Origin of the sequence: Pseudarthrobacter sp. B907 (genome assembly GCF_040137805.1) — a bacterium.
Lineage (GTDB): Bacteria > Actinomycetota > Actinomycetes > Actinomycetales > Micrococcaceae > Arthrobacter.
Map to the genome: position 1 here is coordinate 1 of NZ_JBEEQE010000014.1, position 14558 is coordinate 14558.

Annotated in this window: 7 protein-coding genes and 1 rRNA gene; 1 reads left to right on the forward strand and 7 read right to left on the reverse strand. The window is 67.1% G+C overall.

All coding sequences use genetic code 11. The annotated features are described in order from the left end of the window. The 4 genes from ABLI39_RS12445 to ABLI39_RS12460 all read right to left on the reverse strand — a co-directional run. A 16S ribosomal RNA gene (locus tag ABLI39_RS12445) occupies positions 1 to 625 on the reverse strand; the annotation flags it as partial. Positions 626 to 1109: 484 nt separating this feature from the next. Next, positions 1110 to 4796, reverse strand: a complete 3687-nt coding sequence (locus ABLI39_RS12450; protein ID WP_349413742.1) for a 1,4-alpha-glucan branching enzyme — start codon at positions 4794 to 4796, stop codon at positions 1110 to 1112. Position 4797: 1 nt separating this feature from the next. Beyond that, positions 4798 to 6594: a maltose alpha-D-glucosyltransferase gene (gene treS, locus ABLI39_RS12455; RefSeq protein ID WP_349413743.1), complete on the reverse strand. Its 1797-nt coding sequence runs from the start codon at positions 6592 to 6594 to the stop codon at positions 4798 to 4800. A gap of 5 nt (positions 6595 to 6599) precedes the next feature. Then, positions 6600 to 8672, reverse strand: coding sequence for an alpha-1,4-glucan--maltose-1-phosphate maltosyltransferase (locus ABLI39_RS12460; protein ID WP_349413744.1), 2073 nt, complete (start codon positions 8670 to 8672; stop codon positions 6600 to 6602). A gap of 141 nt (positions 8673 to 8813) precedes the next feature. Here ABLI39_RS12460 and glgP point away from each other — a divergent pair, with 141 nt between their 5' ends. Beyond that, the gene (glgP, locus tag ABLI39_RS12465) at positions 8814 to 11432 is read left to right on the forward strand and encodes an alpha-glucan family phosphorylase (RefSeq protein WP_349413745.1); all 2619 of its coding nucleotides are present in this window, start codon (positions 8814 to 8816) and stop codon (positions 11430 to 11432) included. A 149-nt stretch (positions 11433 to 11581) separates the two neighbouring features. Here glgP and ABLI39_RS12470 read toward each other — a convergent pair whose 3' ends face one another. From ABLI39_RS12470 to glgX, 3 genes are read right to left on the reverse strand one after another with little or no spacing between them, the layout of a single operon-like run. Further along, positions 11582 to 11938: a barstar family protein gene (locus tag ABLI39_RS12470; protein ID WP_349413746.1), complete on the reverse strand. Its 357-nt coding sequence runs from the start codon at positions 11936 to 11938 to the stop codon at positions 11582 to 11584. A gap of 6 nt (positions 11939 to 11944) precedes the next feature. Next, a complete protein-coding gene (locus tag ABLI39_RS12475) occupies positions 11945 to 12421 on the reverse strand; it encodes a guanyl-specific ribonuclease (RefSeq protein WP_349413747.1) in 477 nt (158 codons plus the stop codon). After that, positions 12414 to 14528: a glycogen debranching protein GlgX gene (gene glgX, locus ABLI39_RS12480; protein WP_349413748.1), complete on the reverse strand. Its 2115-nt coding sequence runs from the start codon at positions 14526 to 14528 to the stop codon at positions 12414 to 12416. Before glgX ends, ABLI39_RS12475 begins: the two co-directional genes overlap by 8 nt. Between the last annotated feature and the right edge of the window lie 30 nt (positions 14529 to 14558).

The following is a 14558-nucleotide window of genomic DNA, read 5'->3' on the forward strand; positions in this document are numbered from 1 at the left end:
TCTGCCCGTACCCACCGCAGATCCGGAGTTGAGCCCCGGACTTTCACGGCAGACGCGACAAACCGCCTACGAGCTCTTTACGCCCAATAATTCCGGATAACGCTTGCGCCCTACGTATTACCGCGGCTGCTGGCACGTAGTTAGCCGGCGCTTCTTCTGCAGGTACCGTCACTTTCGCTTCTTCCCTACTGAAAGAGGTTTACAACCCGAAGGCCGTCATCCCTCACGCGGCGTCGCTGCATCAGGCTTGCGCCCATTGTGCAATATTCCCCACTGCTGCCTCCCGTAGGAGTCTGGGCCGTGTCTCAGTCCCAGTGTGGCCGGTCACCCTCTCAGGCCGGCTACCCGTCGTCGCCTTGGTGAGCCATTACCTCACCAACAAGCTGATAGGCCGCGAGTCCATCCAAAACCACAAAAAGCTTTCCACCCCCCACCATGCGATGAGGAGTCATATCCGGTATTAGACCCAGTTTCCCAGGCTTATCCCAGAGTTAAGGGCAGGTTACTCACGTGTTACTCACCCGTTCGCCACTAATCCCCCCACAAGTGAGGTTCATCGTTCGACTTGCATGTGTTAAGCACGCCGCCAGCGTTCATCCTGAGCCAGGATCAAACTCTCCGTTGAAGTAAAACAGACACAGCATCCGCCCCCGGGAAAACGGGAACAAACACTGCACAAAATTTGAAACCAGCTAAAAACACCAGACCATCCACGGGGTGGACAATCCGGCACAATCAACCAATTCAATACAATAAATTGGTATCAACAAACTTGGCACACTATTGAGTTCTCAAACAACAGACACACCCGGCACCACCACAACCATCAATTCAGTCGAGGATCGCTCCGGAGCAACTTTTTAAACTTACCGGGCCGCTTCACCCTAGTCAAATCAGCGTTTCCGACTCAATCTTGCCATAGGCTTCTTGGTCTTCTTAGCGGATCAACTCCGGGGAGCAGCGCGGAAATAAACTCTACCACCAGTTGGCCCGGGTGACAAAGCGGCCCCGGCGAGCACCCCTGCAAGCCCCCGGGACGGGCCGCCGCGGGGACGGAAAAGCCCGGAATCCCAAGGATTCCGGGCTTTTCCGTGCCAGCGGTGTGCTTGTTAGTCGAGCGCCCTGAAGTACGCGGCGCCCAGCGGCGGCAGTGTCACGGTGAGGGTGGCCGGCTGACCGTCGATGCCGTCGGCGGATGCCGTCAGTGCGCCGTCGTTCAAAACGCCCGAACCGCCGTAGGCAGCGGCGTCGGTGTTCAAGACTTCCTGCCACTGCCCCGCAGCCGGGACGCCCAGGCGGAAGTCTTGGTGCGGGGCGCCGGAGAAGTTCAGGGCGCACACCAGCTCGTTGCCGGCGGCATCCCGGCGGATGAAGGTCAGCACGTTCCGGTCGGCGTCGCCGCCGTTGATCCACTGGAAGCCGTCGGGATCGTTGTCCCGTTGGTAAAGGGCCGGCGTGGAGCTGTAGAGCTCGTTGAGGTCCTTGGTCAGGAGCTGCACGCCGCGGTGCGCGGGGATATCCGCCAGCCACCAGTCCAGGCCGTGCTGTTCGGACCATTCCGCTTCCTGGCCAAACTCGGTGCCCATAAAGATCAGCTGCTTGCCGGGGTGGGCCCACTGGTACGCCAGGAAGGCGCGCAGGTTCGCGAGCTGCTGCCAGCGGTCACCGGGCATCTTGCGCAGCATCGAACCCTTGCCGTGCACCACCTCGTCATGGCTGATCGGGAGCAGGAAGTTCTCCGTGTAGGCGTAGACCATCGAGAAGGTGACGGTGCCGTGGTGCCACTTGCGGTTGAACGGGTCCTCGGCCATGTACTTGAGCGAGTCGTGCATCCAGCCCATGTTCCATTTGATCCCGAAGCCCAGCCCGCCCTGGCTGGTGGGTGCGGTCACGCCGGGGAACGCGGTGGACTCCTCGGCGATCATCACGGCGCCGGGGTGCGTCTTGTAGACCGTGGCGTTGACTTCTTGCAGGAAGGAAATGGCTTCAAGGTTTTCGCGGCCGCCGAAGCGGTTCGGCTGCCACTGGCCCTCCTCGCGGGAGTAGTCCAGGTACAGCATCGAGGCCACGGCGTCGACGCGGAGGCCGTCGATGTGGAATTCGTCCAGCCAGTAGAGGGCGTTGGCGACGAGGAAGTTGCGGACCTCGCTGCGGCCGAAGTCGAAGATCAGGGTGCCCCAGTCGGGGTGTTCGCCCAGGTTTGGGTCGGAGTGCTCGTACAGGGGTTCCCCGTCGAAGCGGGCAAGCGCCCACTCGTCCTTGGGGAAGTGTGCCGGCACCCAGTCCAGCAGCACGCCGATGCCCGCTTGGTGCAGTGCGTCCACGAGGTGCCGGAACTCGTCCGGATGCCCGAAGCGAGAGGTCGGCGCGAAGTAGGACGTGACCTGGTAGCCCCAGGACCCGCCGAAGGGGTGCTCGGCGACCGGCATGAACTCCACGTGGGTGAAGCCAAGCCACTGCACGTACTCCACGAGTTCCTTGGCCAGCTGGCGGTAATCCAGCCCCACCCGCCAGGAGCCCAGGTGGACTTCGTAGACGCTCATCGGCGCGTTGTGCGGATCCCGGGCCGCACGGGCCTTCATCCACTCGTCGTCCTTGAAGGCGTAGGACGGCTCCACCACGCGGGACGCCGTCAGCGGCGGAACCTCGGTGCCGAAGGCAAGCGGATCGGCCTTTTCCACCCAGTGGCCGTACTTTGTCTTGATCTCAAACTTGTAGCACGCCCCTGCCACAACGCCAGGAATAAACAGCTCCCAGACGCCGGAGGACCCGAGCGAGCGCATCGAGAATTCACGGCCGTCCCAGCCGTTGAAGTCGCCCTTCACCCGCACGGCCTGGGCGTTCGGGGCCCACACGGCAAAGGACACGCCGTCGACGTCGCCGAGGGCCGACTTGTAGTGCCGCACGTGGGCGCCCAGCACATCCCAGAGACGCTCGTGGCGTCCCTCGCCGATCAGGTGCAGGTCAATCTCCCCCACCGAGGGCAGGTAGCGGTAGGGCTCGTCGGCCGGCTGCGGCGCCTGGCCCTCGTAGCTGACCTCAAGGCGGTAGTCCGGCACGTGGCCCTCATCAACGGGCTCCAGCACAGCCACCCACACACCGCCGGATTCATGCGACATGGGGAAGCTGCCGGCGGAGGTGACCACGGACACGGCCTCCGCGAGGTGTTTCACGGTGCGGATAGTGACGTGGCCGTAGTCGTCGAGGTGCGCGCCGAGGACTGAGTGCGGGGCGTGGTGCTCGCCGGCCGCGACCCGGGCAAGGGTCTCCGCGTCCACGGGGAGCGGGACGCCGGGTCGATCGGTACGTGTTGGACCTGTCATTTTGATACCTTCCGCTGCGGCTTCGGCGGGAACGCCGGAGCCTGTACTGCCGAGGAGACGACGGGATGCATTCACCGGGATGGCGAGCCAGTCGGGCCTGTTCCGGAGTTCGTAAACAACTTCGTAGAGGGCTTTGTCGAGCCACAATGCCACGAAAAGGGGCGAGTCGCGGTCGATGGTGCCGGGGGTGACCTCCGCGTAGCCGGCCAGGAAGGCCTCGGCGCAGTCGTCCACCCAGTCCGAGGGCACCACGGCATCGTCGTACTCGCGGACGGCCGCCCCTGCGGCGTAGTCAAAGGAGCGCAGCATACCGACGACGTCACGCAGCGGCACGTCCGGGAAGTTGCGTTCGGAGATCGGCCGCAGCGGCTCACCTTCGAAGTCCAGGATCGCCCAGCGCGCCGCCATCCCCGGGGCGCCGGGGACCTGGAGGATCTGGCCGAGGTGCAGGTCGCCGTGGATCCGCTGCAGGGGGCCTGCGCTGCTGCCTTCGAGGCGCGCCAGCAGGGCCTCCAGCTCATCGTCGAAGGGTCCGACGGCGGCTCCGGCTTCCGCCCAGGACTGCCGGACCCGCTGGGCCACGCCGGGCGCGATTTCGCCGCCCGGCACGGTCTCGGCGGCAGTGCCCAGCGCCTCGGCCAGGCGGCGGTGCACGGTGGCCGTGGCGACGCCGAGGGCGCGGGCCTCGGCCGTGAAGCCGGTTCCGGTGCTGGCCGCATCGACGGCGAGACGCCAGGCGTCCAGGCCGCCGGCCAGGAATTCGTGCGCGACGGCGAGCTCGCCACGGGCCGGGCTGCCGGCGTCGGCAAGACCGCTGGCGCCCCCGGGGCCGGTCCATTCGCCGGTGACCCAGCCGAGGGTCGCCGGGACCTCCGCGGTGCGGCCCGCAGTCAGGGCCGCGCCGATCTCGACCTCGGGGTTCTGGCCCTCGGACAGCACCCGGAAGAACTTGAGGATCGCCGCGGAGCCGCCGTCGTCGACGATCACCGAGCTGTTGGACTGCTCGCCGGAGAGCACCCGCACCTTGCCGGTGGCGAACGGCAGCCGGTGGCCCGATTGGACGAGGTGGCCGGCGGCGGCACCGTCAGCCGTGGCACTGCCTGCCCGCATGAGTTCCAGCCAGGCCTCGATGAAAGCGGGGTCATGGACGCCGTCGTAGATCCAGCCGCGGGCCGGGTCCGCGCCGTCGGCGGGAATCTCCCCCAGCAGGGCGGCACCGGCGCCGGCCAGCGGCAGGGCACGGAAGCTGAGCGGCACCTGCACGACGTCGGTGCGGTTACCGTCCGCCGTCGGATACGTCACGGCGAGCAGCAGGACCTCCAGCCCGACGCCGGCCTCCGGCGCGGGTTCGAGGTGGATACGGCCAGCCGGTTCGAAGCTGAAGTGCGCGCTCTTGACGGGGAACCATCGCTGGCGCGGGAGCCAACTGCGCAGCAGGGCGTCAAGCGCGGGGGGCAGGGTGGGTGCGGTCATTTCAGCCTTCGATGGACAGGATAGGCATCGCCTGGGTGTGGGGAGAGGCCGGGTTGGATGCGGACGATCGGATCCGCAGCCAGAAGAAATCGTGGCTGCCCAGGGTGAGGGTCAGCGTTCCGTCGTCAGAGATCGCGGGGAACGCCTGGCCGCCGAAGACGTCGCGGAGGCCGCGGCCGGCGTACTGCGGCACCTTCAGGGTGGTCGCCACCGGATGCTGGGACAGATTGAAGGCGCACAGGATCGTCTCGGGGTCCTCGCCGGCGGCGTTGCCCGCCGACAGCTCGCGCAGGTAGGACAGGACGACGTCGTGGTCCGCCTCGACGTGCTGGAACGAGCCGAGCCCGAAGGCGGGGTGGTTCTTGCGGACACTCAGGATCTGCCGGGTCCAGCGCAGGAGCGAGCCGGAGTGGGCGGCCTCCGCTTCGACGTTGGCCATGCTGTAGTTGTAGACCAGCGACTGGATCACGGGCAGGTAGAGCTTGCCCGGGTCGGCATGGGAGAATCCGGCGTTGCGGTCCGGGTTCCACTGCATCGGGGTGCGGACAGCGTCGCGGTCCTCGAGCCAGATGTTGTCGCCCATGCCGATCTCGTCGCCGTAGTACAGGAACGGGCTTCCCGGCAGCGAGAGCAGCAGGGCGTTGATGAGTTCGATTTCGGAGCGGGAGTTGTCCAGCAGCGGGGCCAGCCGGCGGCGGATGCCGATGTTGGCGCGCATGCGCGGATCCGGGGCGTACCAGCCGAGCATCGCGGCGCGCTCGTCGGCGGTGACCATTTCCAGGGTCAGCTCGTCGTGGTTGCGCAGGAACGTGCCCCACTGGGCGCCCTCGGGAATGTCCGGGGTGTCCTTCATGGTCTCGATGATGGGCGCGGCCTTCTGGTCGCGCAGTGCGTAGTACAGCCGCGGCATGATCGGGAAGTGGAAGGCCATGTGGCATTCGGGTTCCTCTTCGGTGCCGAAGTACTCCACCACTTCGGCCGGCGGCTGGTTGGCTTCGGCGATGATGACCCGGCCGGGGTAGCTCTCATCGACCATCCGGCGCAGCTGCCGCAGGAATTCATGGGTGGCCGGCAGGTTCTCGCAGTTGGTGCCCTCCTCCTCGAAGAGGTAGGGGATGGCGTCGGCGCGGAAGCCGTCAATGCCCTGGTCCAGCCAGAACCGCACGACGTCGAAGAGGGCGTCGATCACCTTGGGATTTTCGAAGTTCAGGTCCGGCTGGTGGCTGAAGAACCGGTGCCAGAAGAACTGGCGTCGGATCGGATCGAAGGTCCAGTTGGATTCCTCGGTGTCCACGAAGATGATGCGGGCGTCCTGGTACTTCTCGTCCGTGTCGCTCCACACGTAGAAGTCGCCGAACGGGCCGTCCGGGTCCTTGCGCGACTCCTGGAACCAGGGGTGCTGGTCAGAGGTGTGGTTCAGCGGCAGGTCGATGATGACCCGGACGCCGCGGGCGTGGGCCTCGGCGACGAGCCGCTTGAAATCGCTGATGGTGCCGAATTCGTCCAGCACGGAGTTGTAGTCGGAGATGTCGTAGCCGCCGTCCCGCAGCGGGGACTGGAAGAACGGCGGGAGCCAGAGGCAGTCGACGCCGAGCCACTGCAGGTAGTCCAGCTTCTCGATCAGCCCGTGGAAGTCGCCGGAGCCGTCGCCGTTTCCGTCAGCGAAGCCCCGGACCAGGACCTCGTAGAAGACCGCCTTCCGGTACCAGTGCGGATCGTGCTGGAGGCCGGGGGCGTTCAGTTCGAACGTCTGTTTCGGGGTGAAGTGCTGGTTGGGGTTGCTCGGGCTGAAACTCACTGGCGCTACCTCCGGATGCTCAGGATGTGGGCGGGTTCGACGTGTGCGTCCAGGCGTACGTAGTTGTACTCGCCCCATTCCCAGCTGTCGCCGGTCAGCAGGTCATCGACGGTGAAGCCGCCGCTGTGCGTCAGGTTCTCCGGGTCCAGCTCGAGGGCGGCCAGGTCCAGGGACACCGTGCTCTCCCGGGTGCTGTGCGGATCCACGTTGACCACGATGATCAGCGTGTCCTTGGTGCCGTCCGGGAGGGTCTTGTGTTTCGAGTACACAACCGTGGCGCCGTCGGTGCTCGAGTGCAGCGTCAGGTTCTGCAGGTCGCCGAGGGCCGGGTGGGAGTGCCGGATCTCGTTGAGCCGGGTCAGGTACGGGGCCAGGGTGCGGCCGGATTCCGTCGCCGCGTCCCAGTCGCGGGCCTTGTACTCGAACTTCTCGTTGTCGATGTACTCCTCCGCGCCGGGCCGGGCGACGTGCTCGTAAAGCTCGTAGCCGGCATAGACGCCCCAGATCGGGCTGGCCGTGGCGGCGAGCGCGGCACGGATCTTGAACGCCGCCGGGCCGCCGAACTGCAGGTACTCGGTGAGGATGTCCGGGGTGTTGACGAAGAAGTTCGGCCGGAAGTATGCCGGGGATTCGTGGCTGACTTCCTGGAAGTACTCCTCCAGCTCCTCCTTCGTGTTCCGCCAGGTGAAGTAGGTGTAGGACTGCTGGAACCCGGCGCGGCCCAGCGCGTGCATCATCGCCGGGCGGGTGAAGGCCTCGGCGAGGAAGACGACGTCGGGGTGCTTCTTGTTGACCTTGGCGATCAGCCATTCCCAGAACCACACCGGTTTGGTGTGCGGGTTGTCGACGCGGAAGATCTTCACGCCGTGGCTGACCCAGAGCAGGACGATCCGCAGGATCTCGTTGGACAGGCCGGCGGGGTCGTTGTCGAAGTTGAGCGGGAAGATGTCCTGGTACTTCTTCGGCGGGTTCTCGGCGTAGGCGATGCTGCCGTCCACCCGGGTGGTGAACCACTCGGGGTTGCTCTGCACCCAGGGGTGGTCCGGGGCGGCCTGCAGCGCGAGGTCCAGGGCCACCTCCAGGCCAAGCTCGCCGGCGCGGGCCACAAAAGCGTCAAAGTCCTCGAAGCTGCCCAGGTCCGGGTGGATGGCGTCGTGGCCGCCCTCCTTCGCCCCGATCGCCCAGGGCGAGCCCGGGTCGTGCGGGCCGGCCAGCAGGGTGTTGTTCGGGCCCTTGCGGTGTGCGGTGCCGATCGGGTGGATCGGCGGCATGTAGATGATGTCGAAGCCCATGGCCGCGACGGCGTCGAGGCGCTGCGCGGCGGTGCGGAACGTCCCGGAGGTCCATTCGCCGGTTTCGTGGTTGCGGACCGCGCCCTCGGAGCGGGGGAAGAACTCGTACCAGGCGCCGCGGCCGGCCAGTTCGCGCTCCACCAGCAGGGGGTAGGGCTCGGAAACGGTGACCAGTTCGCGGATCGGCTGGCGTGCGACGACGGCGGCCACGTCGGTGCTGAAGCCGGCGGCCAGGCGCTCCTCCGGGGTCTTGGAGCCATCGGAAAGGCCGACGACGGCGATCCGGAGCGTCCGCCGGTCGGCGGAGGGGCGGCTGGCATCCTCGGACGCCTCGGTCAGCAGTGCTGCGCCCTCGGCCAGCATCAGGTCGACGTCGATGCCCGCCTCGATCTTGACCTCGGCGTTGTGGTGCCAGGTGCCGTAGCGGTCGTGCCAGGCTTCGATGACGAACGACCACGGGCCGGTGGACGACGGGGTGAGCAGGCCTTCCCAGCGGTCGGTGCCCTTGCCCCGGTTGCCCCGCGGCGGTGCCAGCCGGACGCGCTGCCGCTCTTTCCCGCGCGGGTCAAGGAGCACGGCGCTGACGCCGAGCATGTCGTGGCCCTCCCGGAATGCGGTGGCTCCGACGACGATGCTCTCCCCTACGACGGCCTTGGCGGGGAACTTCCCGTCCTCGACCGCAGGCTGTACGGCGGTGATGGGAAACCTGCCGAATTTCAGGCCATCCGTGATCGGGGCCTTCGGCTTTTGCTTGGACACGGCACTGGTTCGCGAGTTAGTCGTCACAGCCTCGACGTTATCTACAAATCGCCCAGAATGCTAAGGCCACTCAGTTTTTTCGGGCGAATCCTGAAGGCAATCCGACATTTACCGGAAAGAAACCCAAACCTGTTCCGGGGCCCTAAGTTGTCCGTTAGTGTTTCGCTGGTGAAGGCTATCCGCAGATTTACCGTCCGAACTGTTCTTCCCGAATCGATCCGGCCTTTGGCGCGGCTCGCCACCAACCTTCGCTGGTCGTGGCACCTGCCCACCCGGGAGCTTTTCGAGCAGCTAAACCCTGCGATCTGGGCCGAGAGCGCGCACGATCCGGTGACCTTCCTGGGCCTGGTCAGCCGGGAGGAGCTGCAGCGCCTCGCCGCGGACCAGGACGTGGTGGGCCGCGTCCACGCTGCCGCGAAGGACCTGGACCACTATCTGGAACAGCCGCGCTGGTACCAGGGCCTGGGCGATGACGCGCCCCGCTGCATAGCGTACTTCTCCCCCGAGTTCGGCATCACCGAGGTCCTGCCGCAGTACTCCGGCGGCCTCGGCATCCTGGCCGGCGACCACTTGAAAGCGGCCTCGGACCTCGGCGTCCCGCTGATCGGCGTCGGGCTGCTCTACCAGGCCGGCTACTTCAAGCAGTCGCTGTCCCGCGACGCCTGGCAACAGGAGACTTACCCCGTCCTGGACCCCGACGGCCTGCCGCTGACGCTGCTCCGTGAGGCCTCCGCGGACGGCACCGGTCGGCCCATCCAGATTTCGCTCCCGCTCCCCCACGGCCGCCGGCTGCTGGCTCACGTGTGGCGGGCCGACGTCGGGCGCGTCCCGCTGCTGCTGCTCGATTCCAATGTGGCCGGCAACGACGACGCGGCGCGCGGCATCACGGACCGCCTCTACGGCGGCGGCGGCGACCACCGGCTGCAGCAGGAGCTCCTGCTGGGCATGGGCGGAGTCAAGGCGCTGCGCGCCTACCAGCGGTTGACGGGCGCCCCCGCGCCGGAGGTGTTCCACACCAACGAGGGCCATGCCGGCTTCCTCGGCGTCGAACGCATCCAGGAACTGATGTCCGGGGAGAACCCGCTGAGCTGGGACGAAGCCCTGACCGCGGGCCGCGCCTCCACTGTGTTCACCACCCACACTCCGGTCCCGGCCGGCATCGACCGCTTCGAGACCTCGCAGATCGAGCATTTCTTCACCGCCGGGCTGGCCCCGGATGTCCCGATCGGCAAGATCCTGGACCTGGGCCGGGAGGACTTCGCCGACGGCAACCCCTTTGTCTTCAACATGGCCGTGATGGGGCTGCGGCTGGCCCAGCGCGCCAACGGCGTGGCGAAACTGCACGGGGTCGTCTCCCGCGGCATGTTCTCCGCGCTCTGGCCGGGCTTCGACCATGCGGAGGTGCCCATCACCTCGGTCACCAACGGCGTCCACGTGCCCACCTGGGTTGATCCCCGGGTCTCGCAGCTGGCCCGCGAGCAGTTCGGCTCCGACGCCGAGACGGAGGGCCGCTGGGACCTGGCCTACAACGTCAGCGACGAGGCGCTGTGGGCGCTCCGCCGCGAAATGCGGGTGTCCTTGGTCGAGGACGTCCGCCGCCGGCTCCGGGCCGCCTGGAAGAAACGCGGCGCGGCCGACGCCGAGCTGTCCTGGACCGACTCCGTGCTGGATCCGGACATCCTGACCATCGGCTTCGCCCGCCGGGTGCCCACCTACAAGCGCCTGACGCTGATGCTGCGCGACCCGGAGCGACTCAAGGCCCTGCTGCTGCACAAGACACACCCGATCCAGCTGGTGATCGCGGGCAAGTCGCACCCGGCTGACGACGCCGGCAAGAAGATGATCCAGGACCTGGTCCGGTTCACCGACGACCCCGAGGTCCGGCACCGGATTGCCTTCCTGCCCAACTACGACATCGCCATGGCCCGGACCCTGTTCCCGGGCTGCGACGTCTGGCTCAACAACCCGCTCCGCCCGCTCGAGGCGTGTGGCACCTCCGGCATGAAGGCCGCCATCAACGGCTCGCTCAACCTCTCCGTGATGGACGGCTGGTGGGACGAGATGTACGACGGCGAGAACGGCTGGGCGATCCCGACGGCGAACAATGACGCGTCCCCGGAGGAACGCGACGACATCGAGGCGGCGGCGCTGTACGAGCTGCTCGAAACCCAGGTTGCGCCGAAGTTCTACGGCCTCACGGTCTCCGACGGCGCCGGTGCCGCCGGCCCCTCGCAGTCCGGGCCGCAGAAGGTCCCGACGCACTGGGTCTCGATGATCAAGCACACCATGGCGCACCTTGGACCGGCCGTGTCCGCGGACCGGATGCTGCAGGACTACGTCAACATCCTCTACCGGCCCGCCGCGATCGCCGGGCGGCACGCCTCGGCGGACAACTTTGCCGAGGCGAAGGCCCTGGCGGCCTGGTCCTCGCGGATCCGGGCCGCGTGGCCCCAGGTCCAGGTGGAACACGTGGATTCGGTGGGCGTTTCCGAGGACCCGCAGATCGGCGATGACCTGCAAGTGAACGCCTACGTGGCGCTTCATGCCCTGGCGCCGCAGGACGTGTCGGTGGAGGTGGCCTATGGCCGCGCCGAAGACAGCGACGAACTCGCCGATGTCACCGTGGCCGAGCTGCAGTCCGTCGAGGACCTCGGCAAGGGCCGGTACCTGTTCAGCGGCAACCTCGTGATCGACCGGTCCGGATCCTTCGGCTACACCGTCCGGGTGCTGCCGAAGCACGAGGGTTTGGCGTCGAAGGCCGAGCTGGGGCTGATCGTCAACGCCTGAGCTCCGCCGTGTTTGCTTCGCAAACAGGTCATCCTCCGCGTGCTCGCTCGTTCCTCGCTTAGACGCACGCTTCCGGATGGCCTGTTCGCGAAGCCGTTCGGTGGTCAGCGCGCATTCGGTTCAGCCCGCCTTCTAGGGCGCTGAGGGGGCTAGAGGCAGACGGCGATGACGTTTAGGTCGTTGCCGGCGTAGCTTTCGGCGTCTTGCAGGATTTCGCAGATGATGCCGAAGGACCGGTCGGCGCGGAAGGCGGCGGGGGCCTGCCAGATGAGGGTGAGCGGGGGCTGGCCGTCCTCGTTGATGGCGTCGGCGAAGTCGTGGAGCGAATCGTTGAGGGCGTCGAGGTTCACGCCGAAGTGCTCGGGGAAGTCCAGGGCCTCGCCGAAGGTCTCAAGCACCGCCTTCTTGGAGTCCGCGGCGGGGACTACCAGGGCGCGGCGGCCGGCGTCGTGGATCTGCGCCCGCAATTCGTCGAGGGTCCAGGTGTCGGCGGAGAAAATCTTCATGGGCCCCTACTTGCCTTCGGCGATAAATTTGAATGATTCGTAATGATCGGCGGTGTAATATTTTTCGCCGGCGTTCCCGGCCACGATCCGGCGGGCGCCCCGGTCCGACTCCCCCGGGGTCACAACGGTGTATTCCCGGTAATACCCGGAGGCCTTTCGCGGGAGAATCCGTTCGAAATTCCCGAACGTGACATTGTCCCGGGAATACGGGTACGGGCCGCCCCTGGCGATCAGGTCCAGGGTCTGCCGCGCCTCGGGAGGGAGTTCCGAAGCCTTGATTTCCGGGAGCCCTGAGGGATTGGCGACACGGGCCGCCGCGGTATGGGACGCGGAGTCACCCGGGGAGGGAGCGGCTGGAGACGCGGAGGCGCCCTGGGGAGGGGCGGTCCCGGTCTGCGGCAGGGCGCCCAGCACCACGGCCAGCACCACCAGTCCCAGTAGCACGGCGAGCACGGTGGCCAGCCGCCGGACGTTACTAGACACGGTAAATGCTGATGCTGTTGGCCTGGACAATGTCCCGTTCGCCGGAGGAGATGCGGACACCCTGGCGGCGGTCGTGCAGCTCGGAGGTGGTCAGGCGCAGCTCGTAGAGGCGGTTACCGCCGCCGTCGTCGCTGGGGATGACCGGCAAGGTGACCTTGACGTCGCCGGCGCCGCCGTTGACCACCACCAAGCCGTCCACGCGGCCGTCGTCGGAGCCGAGCAGCAACTGGACCACCCGGTGTCCCGGGTCCTGCCAGCGGTCCCCGGACATCGGCTCGCCGTGGACGTCGAACCAGTGGAAGTAGGACTGCTGGTCCCGAGCCGGGTAGTCGTGCGGCTGGCCGGCCAGGAACTCCTTGCGCAGCCGGATCACCCGCTTGGTGCTGCGCAGCATGGAGTGCGATTCCGGGGTGCTGGTCCAGTCGATCCAGGTCATCGGATTGTCCTGGCAGTAAGCGTTGTTGTTCCCCTGCTGGCTGCGGCCGATTTCGTCGCCGGCGGTGATCATGGGCACGCCTTGGGAGATCATCAGGGAGGCCATCAGGTTCCGGCTGGTCTGCGCGCGCCGGGCGAGGATTTCCTCGTCTTCGGTGCGGCCCTCAAAACCGTGGTTGTAGCTGCGGTTGTCGCCGTGGCCGTCGCGGTTTTGCTCCCCGTTCGCCTCGTTGTGCTTGCGGTCGTAGGAGACCAGGTCGGCCAGGGTGAACCCGTCGTGCGCGGTGATGAGGTTGACCGAAGCCAGCCGGGTCCGCCCGGAGGCAGCAAACAGGCCGGCGGACCCGGACAGGGCGTCCGCGAGCCGTGCTACCGAACCGCCTTGCGCGCCGGCGTCGATCGCAGCCCGGTCGGCGAGCCAGAACGTGCGGACGGCGTCGCGGAAATGGTCGTTCCAGTCCACCCAGCCCGCGGGGAACCGGCCCGTTTGCCAGCCGCCGTAGCCGACGTCCCAGGGTTCGGCGATGAGCTTGGTCTCGGAAAGCACCGGGTCCGCGGCGATGGCCACCAGGAAGGGGTGCCGTGGGTCGAACTCGTTGGCGGCATTGCGGCACAGGGTGACCGCGAGGTCGAAACGGAACCCGTCGATGTGGAACTCGTTCACCCAGTAGCGCAGTGAATCCAGCACCAGTTGCACCACCCTGGGCTCGCCGAAGTTCAGCGAGTTGCCGCAGCCGGTGGTGTCCACATAGTTTCCGTGGCCGTCGTGGCGGTAGTACTCCAGCTCGCCGAGGCCGCGGAAGCTCAGGGTCGGCCCGTCCGCGCCGCCCTCCGCGGTGTGGTTGTAGACGACGTCGAGGATCACCTCGAGCCCGGCGGCGTGCAGGAGCTTGACCATGCCTTTGAACTCGTCCTGCACGGCCTGCGGTCCGGCGTCCTGGGCCGCCTGGGTGGCATAGCCGGGGTGCGGGGCGAAGAACGCCGCCGTGTTGTAGCCCCAGTAGTTGGTCAGTCCCAGGTTCTGCAGGTGCAGCTCGTCCACGTGGAAGTGGACCGGCAGCAGCTGCACAGCCGTGACGCCGAGGGAGATGAGGTGCTCGACCGTGGCCGGGTGCGCCATCCCGGCGTAGGTGCCCTGCAGGTGTTCCGGGATGTCTGGATGCAGCATGGTCTGGCCGCGGACATGGGCCTCGTAGATGATGGTGTTGCGCCAGGGCGTCCGTGGCGCGGAGTCCACGCCCCAGTCGAAGTCGCCCGCCATCCGGACGTTGGTGATGAAGTTACCATGCTCGTCCACGCCGCGGCCGTACGGGTCCAGCAGCAGCGGCTGCTCGCCGTCGTCGTCGTCGAAGTCCATCGCCGGCACGGGGAGCGGCAGGGCATCCTCCGGCGAGACACGCAGTCCGTAGCGCGAGCCGGCGGGCAGCCCCTCGACGATGCCGTGGTGGACCCCGTCCGTGACGTTGGGCAGCGTTTTCAGCTGCCAGCTGCCACCCGGCGCCTGGTACGCGATGTCCAGGGTGGCGACGGCGGGGGCGTAGACGGCCACATTTGCGAACGCACCCCGAGGGTCGTCCGTCGCCGGGGAACCCGTGCGCGGGACGCTGACGCCGAGCGGAAACGGCCGCGAGGCGTCTACGGTGGTAGCTGGCTCTACAAGGGACTTGACCATCGCTTAAAGCTTAGCGGGGCATAACAAATG

Coding starts and splice junctions, on each gene's coding strand:
- glgX (WP_349413748.1), bottom strand. CDS start 14,528: ATGGTCAAGTCCCTTGTAGAGCCAGCTACCACCGTAGACGCCTCGCGG.
- ABLI39_RS12450 (WP_349413742.1), bottom strand. CDS start 4,796: ATGACCGCACCCACCCTGCCCCCCGCGCTTGACGCCCTGCTGCGCAGT.
- ABLI39_RS12470 (WP_349413746.1), bottom strand. CDS start 11,938: ATGAAGATTTTCTCCGCCGACACCTGGACCCTCGACGAATTGCGGGCG.